Annotated in this window: 23 protein-coding genes; 10 read left to right on the top strand and 13 right to left on the bottom strand. The window is 67.8% G+C overall.

Annotated elements, in window-relative coordinates:
• Window positions 1–15 precede the first annotated feature (15 nt).
• Window positions 16–405, top strand: coding sequence for a nitrile hydratase accessory protein (locus tag P7L68_RS02145; RefSeq protein WP_371998789.1), 390 nt, complete (start codon window positions 16–18; stop codon window positions 403–405).
• A gap of 142 nt (window positions 406–547) precedes the next feature.
• Window positions 548–1,108 carry a GNAT family N-acetyltransferase gene (locus tag P7L68_RS02140; RefSeq protein ID WP_371998788.1) on the top strand — a complete coding sequence of 187 codons (561 nt, stop codon included), beginning with the start codon at window positions 548–550 and terminating at the stop codon, window positions 1,106–1,108.
• Here P7L68_RS02140 and P7L68_RS02135 read toward each other — a convergent pair.
• Entirely contained in the window at window positions 1,063–2,097 is a 1,035-nt protein-coding gene (locus P7L68_RS02135) for an aldo/keto reductase (protein ID WP_371998787.1), read from the bottom strand. The genes P7L68_RS02140 and P7L68_RS02135 overlap by 46 nt on opposite strands.
• A 242-nt stretch (window positions 2,098–2,339) precedes the next feature.
• On the opposite strand from P7L68_RS02135, the gene P7L68_RS02130 reads away from it, so the two are divergent.
• Window positions 2,340–3,596 carry an acyl-CoA dehydrogenase family protein gene (locus P7L68_RS02130; protein ID WP_371998786.1) on the top strand — a complete coding sequence of 419 codons (1,257 nt, stop codon included), beginning with the start codon at window positions 2,340–2,342 and terminating at the stop codon, window positions 3,594–3,596.
• Between the two features lie 21 nt (window positions 3,597–3,617).
• Here the strand turns inward: P7L68_RS02130 and P7L68_RS02125 are convergent, their stop codons facing one another.
• The 4 genes from P7L68_RS02125 to P7L68_RS02110 form a co-directional block, all read right to left on the bottom strand.
• Window positions 3,618–4,214 carry an alpha/beta hydrolase gene (locus P7L68_RS02125; protein ID WP_371998785.1) on the bottom strand — a complete coding sequence of 199 codons (597 nt, stop codon included), beginning with the start codon at window positions 4,212–4,214 and terminating at the stop codon, window positions 3,618–3,620.
• A 133-nt stretch (window positions 4,215–4,347) separates the two neighbouring features.
• Complete coding sequence (locus tag P7L68_RS02120) at window positions 4,348–4,791, bottom strand: hypothetical protein (protein WP_371998784.1); 444 nt, start codon at window positions 4,789–4,791, stop codon at window positions 4,348–4,350.
• 197 nt (window positions 4,792–4,988) lie between these two features.
• Window positions 4,989–5,507: a MaoC family dehydratase gene (locus P7L68_RS02115; RefSeq protein ID WP_014753148.1), complete on the bottom strand. Its 519-nt coding sequence runs from the start codon at window positions 5,505–5,507 to the stop codon at window positions 4,989–4,991.
• Between the two features lie 58 nt (window positions 5,508–5,565).
• Window positions 5,566–6,429: a CoA ester lyase gene (locus P7L68_RS02110; protein WP_371998783.1), complete on the bottom strand. Its 864-nt coding sequence runs from the start codon at window positions 6,427–6,429 to the stop codon at window positions 5,566–5,568.
• Between the two features lie 158 nt (window positions 6,430–6,587).
• On the opposite strand from P7L68_RS02110, the gene P7L68_RS02105 reads away from it, so the two are divergent.
• A complete protein-coding gene (locus P7L68_RS02105) occupies window positions 6,588–7,337 on the top strand; it encodes an arylmalonate decarboxylase (protein WP_371998782.1) in 750 nt (249 codons plus the stop codon).
• Between the two features lie 72 nt (window positions 7,338–7,409).
• Here the strand turns inward: P7L68_RS02105 and P7L68_RS02100 are convergent, their stop codons facing one another.
• The 3 genes from P7L68_RS02100 to P7L68_RS02090 form a co-directional block, all read right to left on the bottom strand.
• Window positions 7,410–8,831: an amidase gene (locus P7L68_RS02100; RefSeq protein ID WP_371998781.1), complete on the bottom strand. Its 1,422-nt coding sequence runs from the start codon at window positions 8,829–8,831 to the stop codon at window positions 7,410–7,412.
• 68 nt (window positions 8,832–8,899) lie between these two features.
• Complete coding sequence (gene ggt / locus P7L68_RS02095; protein WP_371998780.1) at window positions 8,900–10,615, bottom strand: gamma-glutamyltransferase; 1,716 nt, start codon at window positions 10,613–10,615, stop codon at window positions 8,900–8,902.
• Window positions 10,616–10,767: 152 nt separating this feature from the next.
• On the bottom strand, window positions 10,768–11,694 hold the full coding sequence (locus tag P7L68_RS02090; RefSeq protein WP_371998779.1) for a LysR substrate-binding domain-containing protein: 927 nt from the start codon (window positions 11,692–11,694) through the stop codon (window positions 10,768–10,770).
• 191 nt (window positions 11,695–11,885) lie between these two features.
• Between P7L68_RS02090 and P7L68_RS02085 the strand changes: the two genes are divergently transcribed.
• The 6 genes from P7L68_RS02085 (at window position 11,886) to P7L68_RS02060 (ending at window position 18,672) form a co-directional block, all read left to right on the top strand.
• Window positions 11,886–13,475, top strand: coding sequence for an ABC transporter substrate-binding protein (locus P7L68_RS02085; protein WP_371998778.1), 1,590 nt, complete (start codon window positions 11,886–11,888; stop codon window positions 13,473–13,475).
• A gap of 13 nt (window positions 13,476–13,488) precedes the next feature.
• Window positions 13,489–14,427 (top strand): ABC transporter permease, encoded by a 939-nt coding sequence (locus tag P7L68_RS02080; RefSeq protein WP_371998777.1) that lies wholly within the window; start codon window positions 13,489–13,491, stop codon window positions 14,425–14,427.
• Window positions 14,428–14,431: 4 nt separating this feature from the next.
• Window positions 14,432–15,289 carry an ABC transporter permease gene (locus P7L68_RS02075; RefSeq protein WP_371998776.1) on the top strand — a complete coding sequence of 286 codons (858 nt, stop codon included), beginning with the start codon at window positions 14,432–14,434 and terminating at the stop codon, window positions 15,287–15,289.
• Between the two features lie 4 nt (window positions 15,290–15,293).
• Complete coding sequence (locus P7L68_RS02070; protein WP_371998775.1) at window positions 15,294–16,943, top strand: ABC transporter ATP-binding protein; 1,650 nt, start codon at window positions 15,294–15,296, stop codon at window positions 16,941–16,943.
• Between the two features lie 65 nt (window positions 16,944–17,008).
• A complete protein-coding gene (locus P7L68_RS02065) occupies window positions 17,009–18,349 on the top strand; it encodes an acyclic terpene utilization AtuA family protein (RefSeq protein WP_371998774.1) in 1,341 nt (446 codons plus the stop codon).
• Window positions 18,350–18,360: 11 nt separating this feature from the next.
• Window positions 18,361–18,672 (top strand): hypothetical protein, encoded by a 312-nt coding sequence (locus tag P7L68_RS02060; protein WP_371998773.1) that lies wholly within the window; start codon window positions 18,361–18,363, stop codon window positions 18,670–18,672.
• Between the two features lie 95 nt (window positions 18,673–18,767).
• On the opposite strand, the gene P7L68_RS02055 is transcribed toward P7L68_RS02060, so the two are convergent.
• The 5 genes from P7L68_RS02055 to P7L68_RS02035 all read right to left on the bottom strand — a co-directional run bounded on the left by P7L68_RS02055 (window position 18,768) and on the right by P7L68_RS02035 (window position 23,921).
• Window positions 18,768–19,610: a phosphodiesterase gene (locus P7L68_RS02055; RefSeq protein ID WP_371998772.1), complete on the bottom strand. Its 843-nt coding sequence runs from the start codon at window positions 19,608–19,610 to the stop codon at window positions 18,768–18,770.
• A gap of 5 nt (window positions 19,611–19,615) precedes the next feature.
• Window positions 19,616–20,890: an ABC transporter substrate-binding protein gene (locus tag P7L68_RS02050; RefSeq protein ID WP_371998771.1), complete on the bottom strand. Its 1,275-nt coding sequence runs from the start codon at window positions 20,888–20,890 to the stop codon at window positions 19,616–19,618.
• A gap of 91 nt (window positions 20,891–20,981) precedes the next feature.
• Window positions 20,982–21,824 (bottom strand): carbohydrate ABC transporter permease, encoded by an 843-nt coding sequence (locus P7L68_RS02045; protein ID WP_371998770.1) that lies wholly within the window; start codon window positions 21,822–21,824, stop codon window positions 20,982–20,984.
• Entirely contained in the window at window positions 21,821–22,762 is a 942-nt protein-coding gene (locus tag P7L68_RS02040; RefSeq protein WP_371998769.1) for a carbohydrate ABC transporter permease, read from the bottom strand. Before P7L68_RS02040 ends, P7L68_RS02045 begins: the two co-directional genes overlap by 4 nt.
• Entirely contained in the window at window positions 22,755–23,921 is a 1,167-nt protein-coding gene (locus P7L68_RS02035; RefSeq protein ID WP_371998768.1) for an ABC transporter ATP-binding protein, read from the bottom strand. Before P7L68_RS02035 ends, P7L68_RS02040 begins: the two co-directional genes overlap by 8 nt.
• Between the last annotated feature and the right edge of the window lie 161 nt (window positions 23,922–24,082).

The raw sequence follows: 24,082 nt of genomic DNA, 5'->3' as shown, positions 1-24,082 counted from the left end.
GCAAGGATATCGCAGATGATGCCTGTATCGACAAGTTGCAGCACCGATCTGGCCGTTCTGCTTGAACGGCGCGAGGGGCAGGTGCCCTTCGACAAGCCCTGGGAATTGCGGGCCTTCGCCATCGCCGTTGCCGCCTGCGAGGCGGGCGAATTCGCCTGGGGCGAATTTCAGGAAGCGCTGACCGATGCCATCCGCAATTGGGAGGCGGCCAATCCGGGGTTCGGGCCGGACCAGTGGAACTATTACGAGCACTTCGTGACGGCGCTGGAAGTGGTCCTCGCGCAGCATCGGCGGCTTGCCGCCGATGGGCTGGATGACCGGGCGCGGCACATTCTCGCGACGCCACCGCACAAGCACCATGTCGCCCGCTACGATCCGATCACCATCGATCGGGCCGGTATCTGACGCCAGGTACAAGAGTTGAGATGACGCGCCGGGGACCGGATGCCGTTCCGCCCCCGGCGCTTCACCTTGCCCTGGCGGTACTCTATTCTCGGGAGAGTACGTCTCGCAGAGAGGTGCACCTGCCGCGAGGAGATGCCGCTCCATGACCGCCCCTGTCGAGGCTCCCATCCATCTCGACCCGGCGCCGATGCGCCCGCTCGACCCCGCCGATATCCCGTCGCTGGCCCGGCTCTGGCACCAGGGCTGGCGCGACGGGCATCTGGCGGCGGTATCGGCGGGGCTCGCCCGGGCGCGGCGCCTGGAGAGCTTTGTGGCCCGGCTTGAGGCGGCGCCCGCAGGCGAGGTGCAGGTGACCGGGCCGGAGGGATCCCCTTCAGGCTTCTTCTGGCTGAAGGGGGCCTGTCTCGACCAGTTCTATGTCGATCCCGCCCTGCGTGGCCGGGGGCTGGCGGCGCCGCTGATGGCCGCTGCCGAAGCCCGGCTTGCCGCTGCCGGCGTCGGGATCGCCTGGCTCGTCTGCGTGGTCGGCAATGACCGGGCTGCGCGCTTCTACGAGAAGGCGGGATGGCAGCGCACCGCCACCACGCCCGTGCAGCTTCAGACCGCCGACGGCCCGTTCGAGATCGTGGTCTGGCGCTACGAGAAGCGGTTGCTGCCTCAGACGGCCGGCGGGTCGAGCCGCGCGAAGGCTTCCTGGCGCTGATAGGGGAAGTGCGGATAGGGCGCATCCCGGGTGCCGGCGGCGTCGAGCCGGGCGATCTGATCCGCCGTCAGCCGCCAGCCCACGGCGCCCAGATTGTCGCGCAGCTGCGCCTCGTTGCGCGCACCGATGATCACCGAGGTGACGGTCGGGCGGCCGAGCAGCCAGTTGATCGCAATCTGCGGCACCGTCCGCCCGGTCTCGGCCGCGATGTCGTCCAGAACATCGGTGACGCGGTAGAGCAGGGCCTCGTCGACCGGCGGTGCGAAAGCGGCGGTGTCGTGCAGCCGGCTGCCGGCGGGGATCGGCCGGTTGCGGCCGATGCGGCCGGTCAGCCGGCCCCAGCCCAGCGGGCTCCAGACCAGGGCGCCGACCTTCTGGTCCAGCCCCAGCTTCATCAGCTCCCATTCGTAATCGCGGCCGATCAGGGAATAGTAGACCTGATGGGCGACGAAGCGGTTGCGGCCGGTGCGGTCGGCGGCCGCCAGCGCCTTCATCAGGGCCCAGCCGGGATAGTTCGAGACGCCGGCATGGCGCAGCTTGCCCATGCGGATCAGATCATCGAGCGTTGCCACGACCTCTTCCACCGGGGTCGCCGCATCATGGGCGTGGAGCTGCAGGATATCGATCCGGTCGGTCCCGAGCCGGCGGAGCGCCGCGTCCACGCCCCGGATCAGCCGGTCACGGCCGACACCGGCATCGTTGCCGCCGGGCCCCGTGGGCAGGCCCATCTTGGTCGACAGGATCACCTGGTCGCGCCGGCCGCGAATCGCCTGGCCCAGCACCTCTTCCGAAGCGCCGTCGGAATAGATGTCGGCACTGTCGAACAGGGTGACGCCGGCTTCCAGGCAGATATCGATCATGCGCCGGGCCTCTGCGGCATCGGTGTTGCCCCAGGCGCCGAACAGCGGCCCCGCGCCGCCGAAGGTGCCGGTGCCGAGCCCCAGAACCGGCAGTTTCAGGCCCGAGGCACCGAGCTGACGATGCTCCATTGATCCGTCCTTTCATCAGGGTGGCTGTTCCACCCCGCCAGATGGGCCTGGAACCGGAGAGCCGGTACCGCCTGCCCGGGCACATCATCTGTTCCTCCGGTTCCAGACCCAGTCACTTCCGGAATCGGCCGCGCCGGCATGGCCGCCATGCCTTGACCGTGGTCGGGTGCTGTGCCATCTTCAATTCAAACGAACGTATGAATTATATCAGTCCAGGTCCGGCAGACAGAAAGAACAACAATATGCAGTTCGACCATCCGCCCCATGTCGAGGCGTTGCGCCAGCGGCTGACGGATTTCATGGACCACTACATCCTGCCGGCCCATGGGGCTGTGACGCGCACCTTTCTGGAGGGAGGCCACCCGACGGAGGTGATCGAGCGGCTGAAGGCGCGGGCCTGGGAGGCCGGGTTGTGGAACCTGTTCCTGCCGTCGCTTGCCGACGACCAGCCGGGGGTCAGGCTGTCGAACGCCGAATACGCGCCGCTGGCCGAGATCATGGGCCGGGTGCCCTGGGCGTCGGAGGTGTTCAACTGCGCCGCCCCCGACAGCGGCAACATGGAACTGCTCCAGCTGTTCGGCACGGCGGCGCAGAAGGCGCGCTGGCTGGATCCGCTGCTCCTGGGAGAGATCCGGTCGGTGTTCTGCATGTCGGAGCCGGATGCGCCGTCCTCCGACCCCACCTCGCTGGCGACCACCATCCGCCGGGATGGTGACGACTATGTGGTCGAGGGGCGGAAATGGTTCATCACCGGCACCCGCCATCCGCATCTGACGTTTGCCATCGTTTTCGGTGTCTCGGATCCCGAGGGGCTGGTGGAGCGCCACCGGCGGCATTCCTTCGTGATCGTGCCGATCGACGCGCCGGGCGTGAAGATCGTGCGCGACATCACGCTGATGGGCGCGCATGCGGCCGACGGCCATGGCGAGATCGTGTTCCGCAATGTCCGGGTGCCGGCCGACAACCTGATCGGGGCCGAAGGGGAGGCGTTCGCCATCGCCCAGGCCCGGCTGGGGCCGGGACGGGTGCACCATGCCATGCGGTCCATCGGGCAGTGTGAACTGGCCCTGGAACTGATGACCGAGCGGGCGCTGGAACGGCGGATCGGCGGCGCGCCGCTGGCCGATCGCGCCAATATCCGCGAATGGATCGCCGAAAGCCGGATCGAGATCGATCAGTGCCGGCTGCTGGTGATGCAGGCGGCCTGGCTGATGGACGTGAAGGGCAATGCCGCGGCGCGCACGGCGGTCTCTGCGATCAAGGTCGCAAGCGCGCGGCTGCAGACCCGGGTGCTGGACCGGGCGATGCAGGTCTTCGGGGCCGCGGGCCTGTCGCCCGACACCCCGCTCGCGGGGCTCTGGACCTGGGGCCGGGCACTCAGGGTGCTGGACGGGCCCGACGAGGTGCATCTGCAGACGGTGGCGAAGGCTGAGCTGAAGGCGGCGCGGGCGGCGATCGGGCGGAACACCCGCCACTTCACCGGACCGGTCGGAATCTGATCCGGGCGGGGCCTCGCCTGATCACATCAGCCAGCCAAGGGCGGGCGGGCCGTCTTCAGCCATCAGCGGCGGCCGGCCGGAGGTGACCGGCCCGTCGCGTTCGACGCGTACCCTGAGCAGCAGCCGCCGCAGCAGGCGGCGCAGCACCGGCCGGTCGTCGTCGCCGCCAAGCTCCACCCGTTCCGCGCACCAGCAGAGCGCCAGCCGTTTCAGCCGGGCCGCATCCATCCAGGGATCCCCCGGCCGGGCGGCGATGATGGTGGGGAAGGGCAGCGGGCCGCGGGGCAGGGGGCCGTGATCTTCAAGCCCGGGGCGCTGCTCGACATCGGCCGGGGCCAGCAGCAGCAGGCCACCCACGGCTTCCGCGACCGGACGGTCTGCCAGATGCAGCGCCAGGGCCGCGCCCAGATTATGGCCGCAGACGACCACACCCGGGGTGGTGGTTACGGCCCGGCAGACCCTTGAGAGCATGTCTTCATGCGTGCCGCTGAGGCGGAGTACCCGGGCATCGCCCTCTTCCGCAGCCAGATGGCGGATCAGGCGCCCCGAGCTGCTGGCATGGGGGCCGGCATCCAGGATCAATGTCCGGACGCCGCGCAGTCCGGCATCATCGGTCATCGCGCGATCCTCCCCCCGGGGCCGGTCGGCCCGATCCGGTCTGCCGCATCATCAGGGGTGCGGCAAGACGGAAGAGGATAGCCTAGCGCGACCCGCGGCCGCTGACAAACAATCAGTCGATAAGGCTGTTGGATCAATCCAGAAGGGCGGTCAGAAAACCCGTCAGATCCGCGGCCACGCGGCTGACGGGCTCCCCCGTGGCGGGAATGCGGACCACGGCCAGCCCGTCCCGCCGGTCGAAGGCGTAGCAGGCGCCGCTGCCGTCGGTGGCGAAGATCGCATGGCGGCGGCCATCCTCGCGCCCGTAGACCTCGTCGAAGTCGAGCGTGCCGCAGAATATTGTCAGCCCGTCGACCGGTAGCGGCCCCGCCCCCGCCTCGCTCAGGAAGCGCAGATAATCGGCCGGCAGGTCGTCGCGGCAAAGGGTGAGGAGTTCTTCGGCCGTCAGGCGCAGCAGCCCGTCCAGGCGGCCGTCATCGCGCCAGCGGGCGATGTGCTCCTCGATCGCGGGCAGCAGCGGCGGGACGATGGCGGGCGGCACGAAACCGGCCCGGAAGGTGGTGTCGACTTCCTGCATCCTGGACATCCATGATCTGGGAGGCCCCGCGAAGATCGCAGGGCTGCGACAGATGGATGCTAGTCTGCCTGCGCATCATCGACCGATGTTCTTCCGGTGTCATAGATGCGACGAAGGACGTATCCAATGATACGTCCTTCGTGTTCCCGAATGACGGGTGGTCACCGGCGGGTCGACTTGGGGGGATGCGAAACCGGTCAGTAACCGGCCTTTTCTTCCACGTCGTAACCTTTTTTCGCGATCAGCATGGTGCGGTCGAATTCGCAGACCACCTTGCCGTGCTGGTTCATGCCCCGCGTGCGCACGGTGACGATGCCGGCATTGGGGCGCGACTTGCTCTCGCGCTTGTCCAGCACCTCGGATTCCGCCTCCAGCGTGTCGCCGGCGAAGACCGGATGGGTCAGCTTGATCTCTTTCCAGCCCAGATTGGCGATCGCCTTCTGGCTGACATCGGTGACGCTCATGCCGACCAGCAGGGCGACGGTGAAGGGCGAGCACACGATGCACTGGCCGAATTCGGAGTGTTTGGCGAACTCCTCGTCGAAATGCATCGGATGGGTGTTCATGGTCAGCAGGGTGAACCAGATGTTGTCGTTCTGGGTGATGGTCCGCTTCGGGCGGTGCTCGTAGATGTCACCGACGCTGAAATCCTCGAAATAGCGGCCGAAGCTCTCGCGATAGCGGTTCTCGCCGACGGCCACGTGGGTCTGCACCATGGGGGAGGTCTCCCGTTCTTGTCTCTGGGGGTCAGGCTGGTCTGGTAGGAAAGGCGGATCAGGCGGCGAGCAGGCCGGCGGCCCGGGCGCGCGACAGCACCCGGCGCTGGGCCGCGACCACCGGCTTTTCGATCAGCTTGCCGTCGAGCACCGCGACGCCGCCGGCCGAGGCGTCGAAGGCCTCGATCACCCGGCACGCCCAGGCGATCTCGGCTTCGGCCGGGGTGAAGGCGGCATTGACCACCGCAACATTGGCGGGGTGCAGCGCGGCCTTGCCGGTGAAGCCCAGCGCGCGGGCGCGGGCTGCGTCTTCGGCCACGGCATCCGGGTTGCGGAAATCCAGCGCCGGCACGTCGATCAGATCGATGCCGGCGCCGCGTGCGGCCTGAACCAGCCGAGCGCGGGCATAAGCCATCGGCTCGGCCGCCACCTGGGTGCCGAGTTCGGCTGCAAGATCGGCGCCGCCGAACATCATCAGGTCGAGCCGCGGCGTGGCGCCGGCGATGGCATGTGCCGCCTCGATCCCGCGCACGCTTTCGACCAGGGCCGCAAGCTTCAGCGCGCTGCCGGCTTCGGTCAGCACCGCATCGGCGATGCGCAGCTCGTCCGCGCTTTCCACCTTCGGCAGCATCACCATGCCGGCGGCGATGCCGGCATCGGCCAGGGCCGACAGGTCACGCAGCCCGGCGATGGTCTTCAGCCCGTTGATGCGCAGGATCCGTTCGGGCCCGCCGGTGCCGTCACCTGCGGCGGCGCGCAGGAAGTCGAAGCCGGCCGGGCGGGCGGCCTGTTTCAGCTCGGGTGCGACCGCGTCTTCCAGGTCGACACAGACCAGGTCGGCGCCCGAGGCCAGGGCCTTGGCGAAAATTTCCGGGCGCGTCGCGGGGGCGAACAGCAGGCTGCGGCGTGCGGATTGGGACAAGGACGGTCTCCGGCGGCAGGGGTGATCGGCTGAATGGTCGTCGCAGATCACATATTTGTCCAGACAAACTTTCCGTGTAGCATAGCCGGGACGACGTGCCGCGCAAGGGGCGTCATGAGGTGTCCCGATCGGGCACCGTCGGGGAGAGAGGAGCGGAGATGTTCGAGCAGGAGGGACGCCGGCTGAAATTCGGCGTGATGGTGCCGTCGACCAACACGGTGGTTCAGACGGAATTCGCGCGCATGCGGCCGGGCGGGGTGAGCAACCATGTGTCGCGCATCCACATCCCCGACCGGCCGCTGACCACCGAGGCCGATTTCGCCGCGCTGATGGACCAGGTGCAGGCGGAGCTGATGGCAGCGGTCGACCGGGTGATGACCTGCCGGCCCCATGCGCTGATCATGGGCATGTCGGCCGAAACCTTCTGGGACGGCCCCGAGGCCTCGGCGCGGCTGGCGGCAGAGCTGGCGGCCAGGTCGGGAGGGATCGATGTGACGCTCGCCTCGGACGCCTTCGGCCCTGCCATCCGCGCCCATGGCGACATCCGCCGTCTGGCGGTGCTGACCCCCTATCAGAAGGCCGGGGAGGACAAGGTCATCCGCTTCTTCGAAGGGCTGGGCTTCGAGGTCGTCGCCGTGGGCGGCGTGCAGGCACCGGGGCCGGTCGAAATGGCCGATCTGTCACCGCGGGTCATCCGCGACGCGCTGATCCGCCTGAACGATCCCGCCGTGGAGGCGATCGTCCAGCTGGGCACCAATCTGCCGATGGCGCGGCTGGCGGCCGTGGCCGAATTCTGGCTCGACAAGCCGGTGATCGCGGTCAACACCGCGCTCTACTGGCATGCGCTGCGCCGGGCCGGGATCATGGACCGGGTGGAGGGTTTCGGCACGCTGCTGGCGGCGCATTGAGCTGCCGGGAGAGAGCATTGAGCGGGCAGGCTGGAAGCGGATGGCCGGGACCTTCCGCTTCCATGGCGGCGATCAGGGCTGGCGCGGATCGATCGGCGTCAGCCGGCCCAGTGCCGCGGCACGCTCGAAGGCGGCGGCCGCCTGCAGCAGCGCATGTTCGCCGCGGGGGCGGCCGACGATCTGCACGCCGACCGGCAGGCCTTCGGCGGTGAAGCCGCAGGGCACCGATATGGCCGGGCAGCCGGTCAAGGTGATGGCGAAGGTGATCGCGATCCAGTCGATATAGCGTTCGAAGACATGGCCCTCGTGCTCGCGGACCGTGGTCCATTCGACCGGGAACGGCGGCACCACGGTCGAGGGGCAGATCAGCAGGTCATAGGTTTCGAAAAAGGCGGCGACCCGGGCATAGAGGGCCGAGCGCTCACGTTCCGCGGTGGCGATCGCATCGGCGTCGTGCTTGCGGGCGGTTTCGACACTCCACAGGATTTCGGGTGTCAGCAGTTCGCGGTGGCTTTCGATCAACTTGCCCATGCCGGCGATATGGCCGGTGCCGCGGATGGTGTGGAAAATCTCGATCGCGCCGGCAAAATCCGGGCAGCCTTCGTCGACATCGGCGCCCATGCCTTCGAAGATCCGACCTGCATTGCGAATCAGCCCGGCAATCTCGCCGTCGCAGCGGGTGATGCCGAGATCGGTGGACACGCCCACCCGCAGCCGTGCCGGATCCTGGTCGAGACCGGTCTGATAGCTTGGCACCGCCGGGGGGAAGGATAGCGGATCGCCCGGCTGATGGCCGACCATGGCATCCAGCATCAGGGCCACATCGGCGACGCTGCGCGCCATGGGGCCGTTCACCGGCAGAAGCGTGGAGGAATAGGTGGCGGGGCCGCGCGGCACCAGGCCGGGGCCGGGTCGCAGCCCCACCACTCCGCAGAAGGCGGCAGGCGCGCGGATGCTGGCGCCGAGATCCGAACCGGTGGCAAGCCAGACCTCGCCGGTCGCGAGTGCCGCCGCCGAGCCGCCCGAGGAGCCTGCGGTGGAAAGCGCCGTGTTCCAGGGATTGCGGGTATAGCCGAAAAGCTGGCTGTAGGTGGTGGCATTGAAGCCGAATTCGGGCGAGGTCGCCTTGGCCACCGGCAGGGCGCCGTTGGCCAGCAGGTTGCGAACCTCGTAGCTGGAACTGGTCGCGATCCTGTCCTTGAAGATCGGCGAGCCGCCCATGGTGGTGCGAACGCCTTCGACATCGCTCAGATCCTTGACCGCGATTGGCAGGCCGGCCAGCCAGCCGGCCTCGCGCCGGGCGGTCAGAGGGTTGAGTGACGCGGCCGCGTCCCGCGCCTGATCGAAACAGCGGATCGGCAGGGCGTTGATCGCGCCGTCGACGGCCCGGGTCCGGGCCTCGGCGGCGTCGATCAGGTCGAGGGGGGTGATTTCGCCCCGGCGCAGCAGGCGGACCGCTTCAACCGCGGAGAGGGCGACGAGATCCTGGGACAAGGGGATATCTCCATCCAGGGACATGCAAGAGGCAGGGATAGGGGAACGGGCGGCTCGGGTGCGGGCCGTCAGCGGCCGGCGCTGCGGCGATAGTCGGGCCAGAACTCCGTGCCCTCGCGGGCGAGGCCGCCGCCAATGGCGATCGGCGTGCCGTCGGCCCGCCAGCAGGCAGCACCGGTCATCCTGCCGTCCGCCTCGAAACTGATCGCGCACATGCCGCCGGCCACATGCCCGACCGGACGGACGTCGTGGCCCATGGCGGCCAACCGGTTGCGCACGGTTTCGGGGATGGCGGTCTCGATCTCGGCGTCCTGGCCCTGAGTCCAGACCCGCGGCGCTTCAACCGCTTCCTGAAGCGTCATGCCATGGTCGATCAGGTTGACCACCGCCTGCATGGCCGAACCGTAGAGCCTGGGGCCGCCGGGCAGGCCCAGCGCATGCACCGGCCGGCCGTCGCGACACAGGATCAGCGGCGCCTGGGTGCTGGTGATCCGCTTGCCCGGCTCCAGCGACAGGGCGTGGCCCGGATGCGGATCGAACAGATACATATAGTTGTTGGGGATGATGCCGGTGCCGGGGATGATCAGCCGGGCACCGAACAGGCTGTTGATGGTCTGGGTGGAGGTGACGATGTTGCCGTCGCCATCGGCAATGGTGACATGGGTGGTGTTGGCGCTTTCGGTCGAAATCACCCGGGGCGGGAAGACATTGGCCCGGTCGGCCAGGATTTCGGGCCGGCGCAGATCAGCATAGGCCTTGGATATCAGCCGCTCGACCGGCACGTCGACATAGGCCGGATCGGCGGTGGAGGCGCGGCGGTCGGAGGCCGCGATCTTCAGCACCTCCAGCAGAAGATGAATTCCGTCCGCCGTGCCGAAGCCGGTGCCGGCGACGTCGAAGCCTTCCAGAAGGTTCAGCATCTGCACGATGTGTACGCCACCCGAACAGGGCGGCGGGGTGCCGACGATTTCCCAGCCGCGATAACTGCCCCTCACCGGTACCCGCTCCACCGTCCGGTAATCGATCAGATCGGTTGTGCGCAGGAACGAGCCGGCGCGGGTCAGTTCTTCGCCGACATGCGCACCCAGCCCGCCGCCATGCAAGGCCATGGCGCCTTCCCGCGCGATCAGCCGCAGCGTATCGGCATAGGCGCCCTGGCGGACCAGATCGCCCGGCTTCAACGGCCGGCCGCCGGGAGCGAAGATCGCGGAGATTTCCGGATCCCGGACCAGATCCGCGGCCGTGCCCTCGATGCAGTTGCAGAGATAGGGCGTGGCGCGGAAGCCGCGATCGGCGTGGCGGATCGCCGCCTCGGTGACGGTTGCAAGATCCAGCCTGCCGAAGCGTTCAAGCGCCTCGCACCAGGCCTTCAGATTGCCGGGCACCGCCACCGCGCTCGCCCCCACGGCATTGGCGCGGCCTTCGGTTTCCATATAGTCGGGCCAGCTGTCGGAAACGGGGGTGTAGCTGTCGGGCGCGGCGCCGGCCGGTGCACGCGCCAGGCCGTCGATCACCGCCTCGCGGCCGTCGGCCAGCCGGATCAGCGCCGTGCCGCCACCGAAGATGCCCACCATCATCGGTTCGACCACCGACAGGGTGAACAGGGCGGCAATGGTCGCATCGACCGCATTGCCGCCGCCGGCCAGAATCTCCACCGCCGCGGCCGATGCCAGCGGGTGGTTGGTGACCACCATACCCCGGTGCCCGTGGGCGGGGGTCTTCTCGCAGGTGAACCGGGTACCGGCGGTCTGTTGCCAGCCGCCGTCCTGACGGGTCCTGTCCATCGCTCTGCCTCCTTGCCGGCGCCCTCTGGTTTCTGCACAGCATCAGGCTGCGGTGGGCGTCTGCGGCCGGACATCACGATAGCATGCCGGATTCTGACCGGGTCATTTGGACTTGAACATCATTCCCCCAGGAAACGTTATGAATGTCCGGCTTATGAAAGGCCGCCGGGAAGCAGACTGCCCGACTGTTCCCGGCAGATGCGTTCCAGGGCGTCCAGGGCGGCGAGCGTTGCCGGACTCTTCACCCGGCCGGCCCGGGTGATGGTGCCGATGCTGCGCACGGCCGGCGGGTCGATCACCGGGCGGATGATCACCCCATCGAGGTTCAGGCTGCCCAATGCCAGCTCGGGCAGGATGGTGAAGCCGATGCCGGCCTGCACCAGGCTGACCGCCGTAGTCATGTAGGTCACCTCGCTGACCACGTTCAGCGCCAGCCCGCTTTCCCGCGCGGCGCGGTCGACATGATGGTGCAGGCTGGTGTTGTCGACGAAGCAGACATAGGGGCGGGTGATCAGCTGCCGCCAGCCGAGTGCGGCTGCGCCCTCCGCCAACGCGTCGCCGGCCGGGAACAGCCCCACCAGCCGGTCCTGGACCATGGGCGTGAACCGCAGCTCCTCGTCGGCACCCAGGCTGATGCCGAAGCCGAAATCGGCCTCGCCGGTCGTAACGCTCTGGATCAGGGGGGCGGCCAGGCGCTCAAGGATCGAGACCGACAGCCCCGGATGATCGCGCGCCAGCATCTGCACCACTTTGGGCACGAAGGTCGATGCGGTGGAGGGCAGCACCGCGATCGTGACCTTACCGCGCCGCCGCAGACGCAGATCCTCCAGATCGCGGCATGCATTGTCGAGATCGGCCAGGATCTTGTCGACCCTGAGGGCGAATTCCTGCCCCGCCGGGGTCAGCGCCAGCCGCCGGGTGGTGCGATCGAACAGCTTCATGCCGACCTCCTCCTCCAGCTGGCGGATGATCAGCGAATAGCCCGGCTGGGTGAGGTTGATGGTCCGCGCCGCTTCCGAGAAGGAACCGGCCCGGGCCCCGGCGGCGAAGGCGCGCAGCTGTCGCAGATTCAAATTCATACCGATATCCGTATGAATGATGTCATTTTCCAAATTTAGCGCTCAAGAAACGCCATGGTACAAGGATTTATTGCCCCGGACCGGTGGAGGAGGCCGGCCGAAGACGGCAATGACGAGGCGGCCAATAATATCGCCCGACAAAAAACATCCCCCGGGTGGCTCATCGACGGAATGCACAGGGAGTCCGTATCATGAAAATCAACGCCGGATTGACCGGAGTCCTGGCAGGACTTGGCCTGCTGGGGTCTCTCGGTGCGCCGCTTCAGGTATCGGCGCAGGAGACGACCACACTGAAGGTGGTGGGCCATGCGGCCCTGAAGATGCTGGACCCGATCACCACCACCGCCTACATCACCCGCAATCACGGCTATTTCATCTACGATACGCTGTTTGCCGTGGATGCGAATTTCGAGCCGCAGCCGCAGATGGTGAAAGAGTGGTCGGTCAGCGATGACGGCATGACCTATACCTTCACCCTGCGCGACGGGCTGGCCTTTCACGATGGCGCGCCGGTCACCGCCGAGGATGCCGTCGCCTCCGTCCGCCGCTGGGCCGCCCGCGACCTGACCGGCATCCGGATGATGAAGGCGGCGAAGGAATTCGTGGCGGTGGACGACCGGACCTTCCGTCTGGTTCTGGCCGAACCTTTCGGCGCCGTCATCGACGCACTCGCCAAGCCGAGTTCACTGGTGCCGTTCATCATGCCGAAGCGCATCGCGGAAACCTCGCCCACCGAGCAGATCCGCGATTACATCGGCTCCGGCCCGTTCCGTTTCGTCGTCGACGAATTCCAGCCGGGGGTCAAGGCGGTCTATGTGCGGAACGAGGCCTATGTTCCGCGAGACGAGCCGGCATCGGGCCTGGCCGGCGGCAAGATCGCCAGGGTCGATCGGGTCGAGTATCTGAGCTTCCCCGATCAGCAGACCGCAGCCAATGCCCTGACCAAGGGCGAGGTCGACATCCTTGAGAACATCTATGCCGATACCGTCGGGCAGCTGACCGGTGTCGATGGTGTCGAGGTGCAGAAGCTGAAGTCGAGCAATGTGCCGACCATGCGGCTGAACTGGCTGCAGCCGCCCTTCGACAATGTGAAGGTGCGCCAGGCCGTGCTTCATGCGGTCTCGCAGACCGATTTCATGGATGCGCAGATCGGCGATCCCGACCTCTACACCATCTGCGGCGCCATGTTCGGTTGCGGCACACCCCTCGCCACCGAAGACGGCGCCATACAGACCGCCGTCACGCCGGATTACGCAGGCGCGAAGGCGTTGCTGAAGGAAGCCGGCTACAAGGGCGAGAAGGTCGTCGTTCTGCACCCGACCGACCTCGCCTCGCTGTCGGCGGTGGCACCGATGACGGTGCAGGCCCTGCGCCAGATCGGCATGACCGTCGAGATGCAGTCGATGGACTGGGCGACCTTCCTGCAGCGCCGCAACAAGAAGGATCCGGTGGATCAGGGCGGCTGGAGCGTCGCCTATGGCAGCTGGAACATGCTCGACCTGACCTCGCCGCTGTCCAACCTGAATCTCGACACCCGCGGGCCCGACGGCTATGTCGGCTGGTCGGCGGACGAGACGCTGGCCGGGCTCAAGGACGCGTTCGCGGCCGCATCGGATCCGGCCGAGAAGAAGCGCCTTGCCGCCGCCATCCAGGCGCGGGCCTACGAGCTGGTCTTCTACATCCCGCTCGGCACCTATGCCAATGTCTCGGCACACCGGACAGGCGTCGATCCGCTGATCGACTCGCCCGTTCAGGTGTACTGGGGCATCGCCAAGCACTGAGCGGAGAGCATCGATGCTGCGCCTGATCGCACTCCGGCTCGCCATGTCGGTGCCGGTGGTTCTGGTGGTGGTGACACTGGTCTTCCTCCTGGTGAGGCTGACCGGCGACCCCGCCACCGTGCTCGCCGGCGACCTGGCGAGCCCCGAGGTCATCGCCGCGATCACGGCGCAGCTCGGCCTCGACAAATCCCTGCCACACCAGTACGGCATCTGGATTTTCGACCTGCTGCGCGGCGATTTCGGGGTCTCGATCGCCTCGCATCAGAGCGTGATCGGCGAGATCGTCGGCCGGCTGGAGCCGACCCTGGTTCTGGCGACCGCCTCGATCATCGTCACGGTCGCGCTCGCGGTCCCCATGGGCGTGATCGCCGCCCGCCGTCACAATTCGTGGGCCGACCGCCTGCTGATGCTGTTCTCGGTGCTGGGCTTCTCGATCCCGGGCTTCGTGCTCGCCTATATCTTCATCCTGTGCTTCTCGCTCTGGCTCGACCTGCTGCCGGTGCAGGGCTATGTCAGCCCCTTCGACGACCCTTGGGGCAGCCTGCGCCATCTGGTGCTGCCGACCCTGACGCTGTCGGTGTTCTTCATGTCGCTGATCGCCCGGGTCGCCCGCGCCAGCATTCTTGAAATCCTGAGCGAGGATTTCGTCCGCACCGCCCGCGCCAAGGGTGTACCCGAGCGGGTGATCCTGTGGAAGCATGCCCTGCGCAATGCGGCGATCCCGATCGTCACCGTGATCGGCATCGGCATCGGCATGCTGATCAGCGGCGTGGTGGTGACCGAAAGCGTGTTCAACCTGCCGGGTGTCGGCCGGCTGACCATCGATGCGATCCTGGCCCGCGACTACCCCGTCGTGCAGGGGGTGATCATCTTCTTCTCGCTGGCCTATGTCTCGATCAACCTGTTGATCGACATCGCCTATATCCTGATCGATCCCCGGATCCGCTACTGACCGGATGGCCGCCATGTCCCTTGCCCTGTCTCCGACCGCCCGGCGCGTGCTCGCCAGCCGGCCGGTTCTTCTGGGCCTTGCCATCGTCGCCCTGATGGTCCTGGCCGCGATCCTCGCCCCGCATCTCACCGGTTTCGATCCCACGATCATGAAACCGCGTTTCCGGCTGAAGGCGCCGGATGCGACCTACTGGTTCGGCACCGATGCGCTTGGCCGCGATCTCTTTTCCCGTGTGCTTCATGGTGGCCGGGTGTCGCTGTTCCTGGGGCTGGTGGTCTGCGTCGTCGCCGTCGGTATCGGCACCGTGCTGGGCCTGCTGGCCGGCGCCACCCGTCTGCTCGATGCGGTGCTGATGCGGATCATGGACGGCATCATGGCCATCCCCTCCATCCTGCTTGCGGTGGCGATGGTCTCGCTGTTCGGCGCCAGCTTCGTGTCGGTGGTGATCGCGATCGCCTTTCCCGACATTCCGCGGGTGGTGCGTCTGGTGCGCAGCGTGGTGCTGAGCGTGCGCGAGGAACCCTATGTCGAGGCCGCGCTCGGCCTCGGCGTGCCGCGCTGGCTGGTTCTGCTGCGCCATGTGCTGCCCAATTGCGTGGCGCCGCTGACCGTGCAGGCAACCTACATCTTCGCCTCCGCCATTCTGGTCGAAGCCGTGCTGGGCTTCCTGGGTGTCGGCTATCCGCCCGACGTGCCGACCTGGGGCAACATCCTGGCCGAAGGGCGCAACCACTTCCAGCAGGCGCCCTGGACCATCTTCTTCGCCGGCGGGTTTCTGGCGGTGACGGTGCTGTCGGTCAACATCCTGGGCGATGGTCTGCGTGACCAGCTCGACCCCAAGCTCGCCGGCCGGAGGAGCTGATCCCATGACCATCGCCAAAGCCGCCGGTACGGCCTCTCCGGTGCTGTCGATCCGCAATCTTGCCGTCGCCCTGCCCAGGGGAGGCGACAGAACCCATGCCGTCCGGGGGCTCGACCTCGATATCGGACCGCAGGAAATCGTCTGCATCGTTGGCGAAAGCGGGTCGGGCAAGTCGGTCACCGCCTCGGCGGTGATGGGGCTGCTGCCGCCGGGGACGCTGACCGTCGAAAGCGGCGCGATCGAACTGGAGGGCGAGGATCTGATCGCGGCCACCCCGGCCCGGATGCGCGAATTGCGCGGCGACCGGATGGCGATGATCTTCCAGGAACCGATGACCGCCCTCAACCCGCTGATGACCGTCGGCGCCCAGATCGGTGAAGTGATCCGTGTTCACCGGCCGGCCATGCCGGCTGCCGCGGTGCGCGACCGGGTGCTGGAGCTTGTCCGGGACGTCCGCCTGCCGGATCCGGAACGGATGGTCGGCGCCTATCCGCACCAGATGTCGGGGGGCCAGCGCCAGCGGGTGATGATCGCCATGGCGCTGGCGCTGGAGCCGGCCCTGATCATCGCCGACGAGCCGACCACCGCGCTCGACATCACCACTCAGGCGCAGATCCTGCGCCTGCTGCGTGAGCTGCAGGACAGGCATCACAGCGCGGTGCTGTTCATCACCCATGATTTCGGCGTCGTCCACGACATCGCCGACCGGGTTCTGGTGATGCGGCACGGAGAGGTGGTGGAGCAGGGGCCTGCCGCCGAGGTGCTGGCGGCGCCACGGCATCCCTATACCCGGATGCTGCTGGACGCCGTGCCCCAGGGCGCGGTCAAGGCGGAGCCGCTGGCCCGCAGCGCTCCGCTGATCGAGGTGGAGGCGCTGGAACTGGTCTATGGCGGCCGCAGCCTGTTCGGCGGCGGCCGTGCGGTCAGGGCGGTGGACGATGTCTCTTTCGTCCTGGGTGAGGGCGAGACGCTGGGCGTGGTGGGGGAAAGTGGCTCCGGGAAGTCGACCGTCGGCCGCTGCCTCACCGGGTTCAACACGCCGACCGGCGGCCGCATCCTCTATCGCGGCCGCGACATCGCCGGCTTTCGCGGGCGTGAGCTTCAGGCCTATCGCCGCGGCGTACAGATGATCTTTCAGGATCCGTACCGCTCGCTGAACCCGCGCCGGCGGATCCGCGACACGCTGATCGAGGGGCCGTTGCAGCACGGCACCCCGAAGGCCGAGGCCATGAGCCGCGCGGCCGGTCTGGTGGAGATGGTCGGGCTCAAACCCGATGCGCTCGACCGCTATCCACATGAATTCTCGGGCGGGCAGCGCCAGCGCATCTGCATCGCCCGGGCACTGGCGATGGAGCCCGAGGTGATCGTGGCCGACGAGGCGGTATCCGCGCTCGACGTCTCGGTGCAGGCGCAGGTGCTGGAGCTGATCGACGATCTGCAGAAGCGACTGGGCTTCGCCATGGTCTTCATTACCCACGACCTGCGCATCGCGGCGGCGATCTCGGACCGGATCGCGGTGATGCAGCGGGGCCGGCTGGTGGAACACGGGGCGGTGGACGAGGTCTTCCTCCGCCCGCGGGAGAATTACACGCGCGAACTGCTTGCCGCCATTCCCGGCGGCAGCTTCGCCCGCGCGCAGGCGGCTGCGGGTTGATCGCGGCCCCGGCCGGCGGCGGCCCGATCTGCCCCGGCCGGACAGAAGTGACGGAGGACCATCCTTTGAAGCGGGTGAGACTGGGCGCCGGTGCCGGATATGCCGGCGACCGCATAGAACCTGCCGTCGAAATCGCCGCGCATGGCGACGTGCAGTACCTGATGTTCGAATGCCTGGCCGAGCGGACCATCGCGCTTGCCCAGCAGGCCCGCCGCCACGATCCGGCGCAGGGCTATGATCCGCTGCTCGATGCGCGCATGCGGGCCGTGCTGCCGGTGGCCCGGGCCAATGGCGTGCGCATCCTGTCCAATATGGGGGCGGCCAACCCGGTCGCCGCGGCGGAAGCGGTGGTGCGCATCGCCCGCGATCTGGGCCTTCGCGGCCTGAAGGTGGTGGCGGTGGAAGGCGACGACGTCCTGCATCTGCTGGATCCGTCCCGAACCCGGTTGGAAGAGACCGGTGTCTCGCTTCAGGATCTGGGCACCCGGGTGATCTCGGCCAATGCCTATCTCGGCGCCGAACCGATGATCGAAGCCCTCGCGGCCGGTGCCGATGTGGTGATCACCGGCCGGGTCGCCGACCCTTCGCTGTTCGTGGCGCCGCTCGTCCATGAATTCGGCTGGGCGCCCGACGACTGGACGCATCTTGGCCGGGCGACGGCGGTGGGGCATCTGCTGGAATGCGCCGGCCAGATCACCGGCGGCTATTTCGCCGATCCCGGACGTCGCGACGTGCCGGGGCTGGAGCGTCTGGGCTTTCCCATCGCCGAGGTGGCCGGGGACGGCACCGCCCTGATCACCAAGGTCGCAGGGTCGGGCGGGCGCATCGATCCTGCGACCTGCACCGAGCAGCTGCTCTATGAAGTCTTCGATCCGGCGCGATATGTCACCCCCGATGTGGTGGCCGATTTCTCGGGCGTCACCTTCACCCAGGACGGCCCCGACCGGGTGCTGGTGGCAGGGGCCGCCGGCTGGCCGCGGCCCGCGGCGCTGAAGGTGTCGGTCGGCTATGCCGACGGCCATTTCGGCGAGGGCCAGATCTCCTATGCCGGCCCCGGCGCGGTCGCCCGCGGGCGGCTGGCGCTCGACATCGTGGCCGGGCGGCTGCGTCTCACCGGCCTTGAGGCAGATGAATTGCGCTTCGACCTGATCGGCGTCGACGCCCTGCACGGGGCGGCGGCGGCCGGGGGGCGGGCCGACCCTGCCGAGGTTCGCGCCCGGGTGATCGGCCGCACGGCCACCGCGGCTGCGGCGAAACGGATCGGCGACGAGGTCGAAACCCTGTACACCAACGGCCCGGCCGGCGGCGGCGGGGTGATGAAGTCCTGCCGCGAGATCATCGGCGTCGGCTCCACCTATCTGCCGCGCAGCTGCGTCCGCGCGACGCTGCGCCATTTCGAGGCCTGAGGAACGTGGCCATGAAACTTTACGACATCGCCCATTCCCGCACGGGCGACAAGGGCGACACCTCGACCGTCTCGGTGATCGTCTACGACCCGGCCGACTTCCCGCGCCTCGATGCCTGGCTGACGGCCGACCGTGTGGCCGCCCATTTCGCCGGCATCATCGACGGCCCGGTGGACCGCTACCGCCTGCCGGCTCTGGGGGCTCTCAACTTCGTCCTCCACCATGCCCTCGGGGGCGGGGTGACCCGCTCACTCCGTCTCGACCAGCATGGCAAGAGCCTGAGTTCATGGCTGCTGGACCTGGACCTGCCGGAGAGCGGTTAGATAATCGGTAGAAGATCAGTACGGGATCTGATGCCGATCGAATGAGAACGCGGCGCGCCTTCAGCTGAAGGCGCGCCGCGTTTCCGTCGGAACGGTCAGGCTTCCGCCATCTCCGCCCGCCGGGCCTGTTCGTCCCAGAAGCTGCCGGCGATGTCGGTCAGGTCGGTGACCGGGCCGGCATCCAGGAAGTCGTGGGTGTGGACGATGGTCTGGTCGGCGGAGAGCAGCACCACCGCATAGGCCGGGGGTTCGTGGCTGACCCGGATCTCGGGCGCCGCCAGATCCATCCAGACCTGGTGGTTGGTGGCGCGCAGCGTCGAGAAGGGGATGCCGCGCCACGAGCCCGAGACCGGCCGGTGGACATGGCCGAAGAAGATGTGGCGGATCCGCGCCCGGTACGGGGCGATGCAGGCCTCGAAATCATCCGGGCGGATCAGGCCGATCCGATCCATGGAGGCGATGCCGAGCGCGAAGGGCGGGTGGTGCATGAACAGATAGACCGGCCCCTCGGGCGCCTCGGCGAGGCGGGCGGCCAGCCAGTCCAGGCGGGGCCGGTCGTACCAGCCGGCATGGGTGCCGGCCATGTTGGTGTCGAGGAAGATCAGCCGGCCGGCCTCGGTATCCTCCACGCCCTGAACCCGGCCTTCGGCATCCACAGGCACCTCGGGGAAGACCTCGCGGAAGGTCTCGACCGTGTCGTGATTGCCGAGCAGCAGCCGCACCGGCACGGTCAGCGCCGCCAGCGCGTCGCGCAGGCCGGTGAAGGCCGCCCGGTCGCCGTAATGGGTGAGGTCGCCGGTGATCACCGCCAGGCTTGCATCGCCGTGGTTGCGGTTGATGTCGGCGATGCAGGCATCCAGCCGGGCCCTGGGGTCGAGGCCGTAAAGCCTCTCCCCCGGGCGGACGAAATGGGTGTCGGTCAGATGGATGAGCTTCATCGGCATCACTTCTTCGGCAGCAGGCGCTGCACGTCGCGGGCCATGTCGACCAGCACCGCATCGGGTTCGGCCGCGCGGGCGCCGGTGACGACCGAGTTCAGGTGATCCTTGATCACATCGGTGATCTTCAGGCCGTTCTCACCCGGGAAGGCGTACCATTTGGTCAGGATCGGCAGCTGGCTGACGGCGGTATAGTGGTTGGGGTTCTGGACGTAGAAATCCTTCAGATGGACCTCGTTGGCCTTCTTGTTGGGCGGCATGTAGCCGGTGGTGCGGGCCATGATCGCGGCACCTTCGGGGCCGGTGACGAACTTCACGTACTGCCAGGCCGCGTCCAGCTTCGCGTCGTCTTTGGAGACGATCATCACCACATTGCCGCCGGCGGGCAGGCGGCCGGTGCCGGGCGTCACGTCGGGGAAGACATGGGTCTTCAGCTCGAACTTGCCGGCGATCATGTTGGTGGTTTTGGTCAGGTCCGAGGTCGAGGTGACGTAGATGCCGGTTTTGCCGGCGGCGAAGGTCGCGCGGGCATCGGCCTGGGCCAGGTTCGGCATATGCGCCTCGGTCACCATCCGGGCGATGGTGTGCATGGCGAATTTGCCTTCCGCGCCGTCGAAGGCGACTTTGGTTTCGTCGGCGGTCAGCATGGTGCCGCCATGGGCGAAGACCGGGGCCTGCCACAGCCAGTTGCCGGTGATGTCCCAGACATAGCTGATGCCGTTCACATCGGGGCCGAGGGCGTCGATCTTTTTCGCCATGTCGATCACGCCGTCCCAGCTGGTCGGCAGGCTGGCGGGGTCGCCGCCGGCCTTGCGCACCAGATCCAGGTTCCAGTAGGTGATCGGCAGCGAAATCGCGAAGGGCAGGGCGTAGACATGGCCGTTCTGGGTGCCGATGTCGTACATCGCCTGATGGAAGCCTTCGGCCTCGAAATCCTTCTCCGCGGCGATGTAGCCGTCGAGCGGCCGGGCGATGCCGCGATCGACCATGATCCGCACCCGGTTCAGACCCTGATAGGTCACGTCGGGCAGCTGGTTGGTCACCGCCTCGCGCAGGATCTTCTGGGTGCCTTCCTCGTACTCCGCATAAGGGGTGCGGTAGGTGAGGGTGATTTCGGGATGGATCTTCGCGAAGGCCTCGCGGATCCGGGTGTGGGTCTCGTTGAACAGCTCGCCATAGGGGTACTGGATGACCAGTTCCACCGGCTGGGCGGCGGCGGCGGGCAGTGCGGCAGCGGTCGCGACGGCGATCGCCGACGCGGTGAGCAGCGTCCGGAACATGGGGTGCGTCCTCTCTGGACAGGTGGAAGGTCGTAAGGGGGAAGGCCGTGAGGGGGGGACGGCCGTGAGGGGGAAGGCCGTAAGGGCAGGGCTACTTCATGCCGGTCAGGGTGATGCCCTCGATGAACCGGCGCTGGGCGAAGAGGAAGGCGATCACCAGCGGCGCGATGATCAGCGTGGCCGCGGCCATCAGCGGGCCGAAATCACTGCCGGCTTCCTGGTTGCGGAAGGCGACCACCCCGAGCGGCGGGGTCAGCAGGTGCTGATCGTTGACCACGATCAGCGGCCAGAAATAATCGTTCCAGTGCGCGACGATCGAGAAGATGCCGAAGGCGGTGATCGCGGGGATGGCGGTGGGCAGCATCACCCGCCAGACGATGGCGAATTCGCCATAGCCGTCCATGCGGGCGGCATCGATCAGATCGTCGGGGACGGTCAGGAAGAACTGGCGCATCAGGAAGATGCCGAAGACCGAGATGGTGAAGGGCACCACCATGGCGGCATAGCTGTTCAGGATGCCCAGCTGGTGGAAGAGCAGGAAGACCGGCACCGCGATCGCATGCGGGGGGATGAGCAGGCAGAACAGGATCGCCCCGAAGATCAGCCCGCGGCCCCGAAAGCGCAGCTTGGCCAGCGCATAGGCGGCGGGCAGGGCGACCGCGACCTGGATCACGAAGATCGTCACCGTGACGATCAGCCCGTTCAGCATGAAGCGCAGCAGCGGCACCCTGGTGACGGCGGTGGTGTAGTTTTCTGCCGCCGCCAGCTGGTGCGGCCAGAGCCGGATATGATCCAGGAAGATCTCGGCGGCGGGCTTGAGCGAGGTGGAGACCATCCACACGAAGGGGGCGAGCATGATCACCGCCCCCAGGCCCAGGACCAGATGGCGCAGAGCGGCAGGAAGCAGATGACGAGCGGCGGGGCGGCGGGTCATGAATAGTGCACCTTCCGGTCCAGGACGCCGATCTTGACCAGCGTCAGTGCCAGCACGAAGCCCAGGAAAACCACGGTGACCGCGGCGGCATAGCCCGAGCGGAAGAATTCGAACCCCTCGGCATACATGGTGTAGAGCAGCACCTCGGTCGCCTTGTTGGGCCCGCCCTTGGTCAGCACATGCACCGTGTCGAACACCTGGAAAGACCGGATCGAGGTGATGACCACCACGAAAAGGGTGACCGGCCCCAGCATCGGCCAGGTGACCAGGCGGAAGCGCGCCCAGGCGCCGGGCACCCCGTCCATCTCGGCCGCGTCGTAGAGAAAGCGCGGGATCGAGACCAGCCCCGCCATGAACAGCACCATGTTGAAGCCGACCGCCTGCCAGATGCCGATGGCGGCCAGCACCCACAGCGCCAGATCCCCGTCGGTCAACCAGTTCTGCGCCGGGATGCCGATCCGGCCGAGGGCCAGGTTGATCAGCCCGAATTGCGGGTGGAGCATGAATTCCCACACGATCGCCATGGCGATCAGCGTCGCCATCACCGGCAGGAAATAGATCGCGCGATAGAGCGCCCGGCCGCTGGTGCCGGATTCGATCAGCAGCGCGATGCCGAGCCCCAGGAAGACCGAGCCCGGCACCACCACCGCGACATAAAGCAGCGTGTTGATCAGCGCGGTGTGAAAGACCCGGTCGCCGAACATCTCGGCATAGTTGTCGAGGCCGATATAGGACAGGGTGGCGGCGCCCAGCTGATAATCGGTGAGCGACAGCGCCACCACCCCGATCACCGGGCCGATCAGCAGCAGGGCCATCAGGATCACGGCGGGGGCCGAGAGCGCCCAGGCGGTCATGGCGCGCAGCCGGTCGGCGCGGGCGGCGGCCCGGCTTCGCGGGGCCGGGCCGGCGGCGGAAAGATGCAGGGCCTGATCAGACATGGGCCATCTCCGCCGCCGATGCCGCGGCAAGCGGCAGCCGGGCGCCGTCGGTGCCGAAGGCCAGCGGCTTCGGCCCCATGGCGATGCCGCAGATCTCGCCCTCCGCCGGGCGGCCGCGGGCGGGATCCAGCCGCACCACCGCCATGCCGCCGCCGGCCGCATCGTCCAGCTCCAGATGCACCAGCAGGTCCGAGCCCAGGTTTTCGAGCAGGGAAACCCGGCCGCGCAGGGCCGCCCGTGCCGGGTCGGTGAGGTCGGCATGTTCGGGGCGAAAGCCCAGCCGGATTTCGGTGCCGGGCGTGACGCCGGGGGTGGAGGGGCGGAGCGCCAGCAGCTTCTCGCCCAGCATCAGCCGGCCGCTGGGGGCAAGGCGGGTGGTGACGATGTTGATCCGCGGGCTGCCGATGAATTCCGCCACGCGGATGTCGGCCGGGTCGTCATAGACCGCATCGGGGGTGTCGAGCTGGAGGATGCGGCCGTCCATCATCACCGCCAGCCGGTCCGACATGGTCATCGCCTCGGCCTGATCATGGGTGACATAGATGAAGGTGGCGCCCAGCCGGCGATGCAGCCGGGCGATTTCCGCCCGCATATGCACCCGCATCTTGGCATCCAGATTGGAGAGCGGCTCGTCCATCAGGAAGGCGCGGGGATGGCGGACCATCGCCCGGCCCAGCGCGACCCGCTGGCGCTGCCCGCCCGAGAGCTGGCCGGGCCGGCGGGCCAGCAGATGGCCGATGCCGAGCATGGCGGCGGTCGCCATCACCTCGGCCTTGATCTCTGCCGTGATGCGGCGGGTTCCCGGCAGCAGTGGGCCCAGCAGCGGCAGGCGCCGCGCGGCGTTCAGCCGGCGCATGCTGAGCGGCACGGCGATGTTTTCCGCCACCGTCAGATGCGGATAGAGCGCATAGGATTGAAAGACCATGGCGAGGTCGCGATCGCGGGCACGCAGATGGTCGACGGCCGCACCTGCGATGCGGATCTCGCCGGCGGTCTGGCTATCCAGCCCGGCGATGATCCTGAGCAGGGTGGATTTGCCGCAGCCCGACGGCCCGACCAGGGTCAGAAACTCACCGTCGCGTATGTCCAGATCGACCCGTTTCAGAACCTCGGTGCGTCCGAAATTCTTGGTGATCCCGCAGATGTCGATCGTCGCCATGTGGTCCGCATCCTCTGGTGCCGGTGGATGACGGTCGCGACCTTAGACCCGGAATGTGTCGGTTCTGTTGTCGCAGGCTTGACCATACGGCAACGCCACGTACCGCATGCCTGCATGCATGAGCCTGCATCGACCGGCCGGGAAGGGCCGGAGGCTGCGGA

Origin of the sequence: Tistrella mobilis, assembly GCF_041468085.1 — a bacterium.
In the GTDB taxonomy this organism is placed as follows: domain Bacteria; phylum Pseudomonadota; class Alphaproteobacteria; order Tistrellales; family Tistrellaceae; genus Tistrella; species Tistrella mobilis_A.
This window is presented reverse-complemented; position numbering and strand designations above follow the sequence as displayed.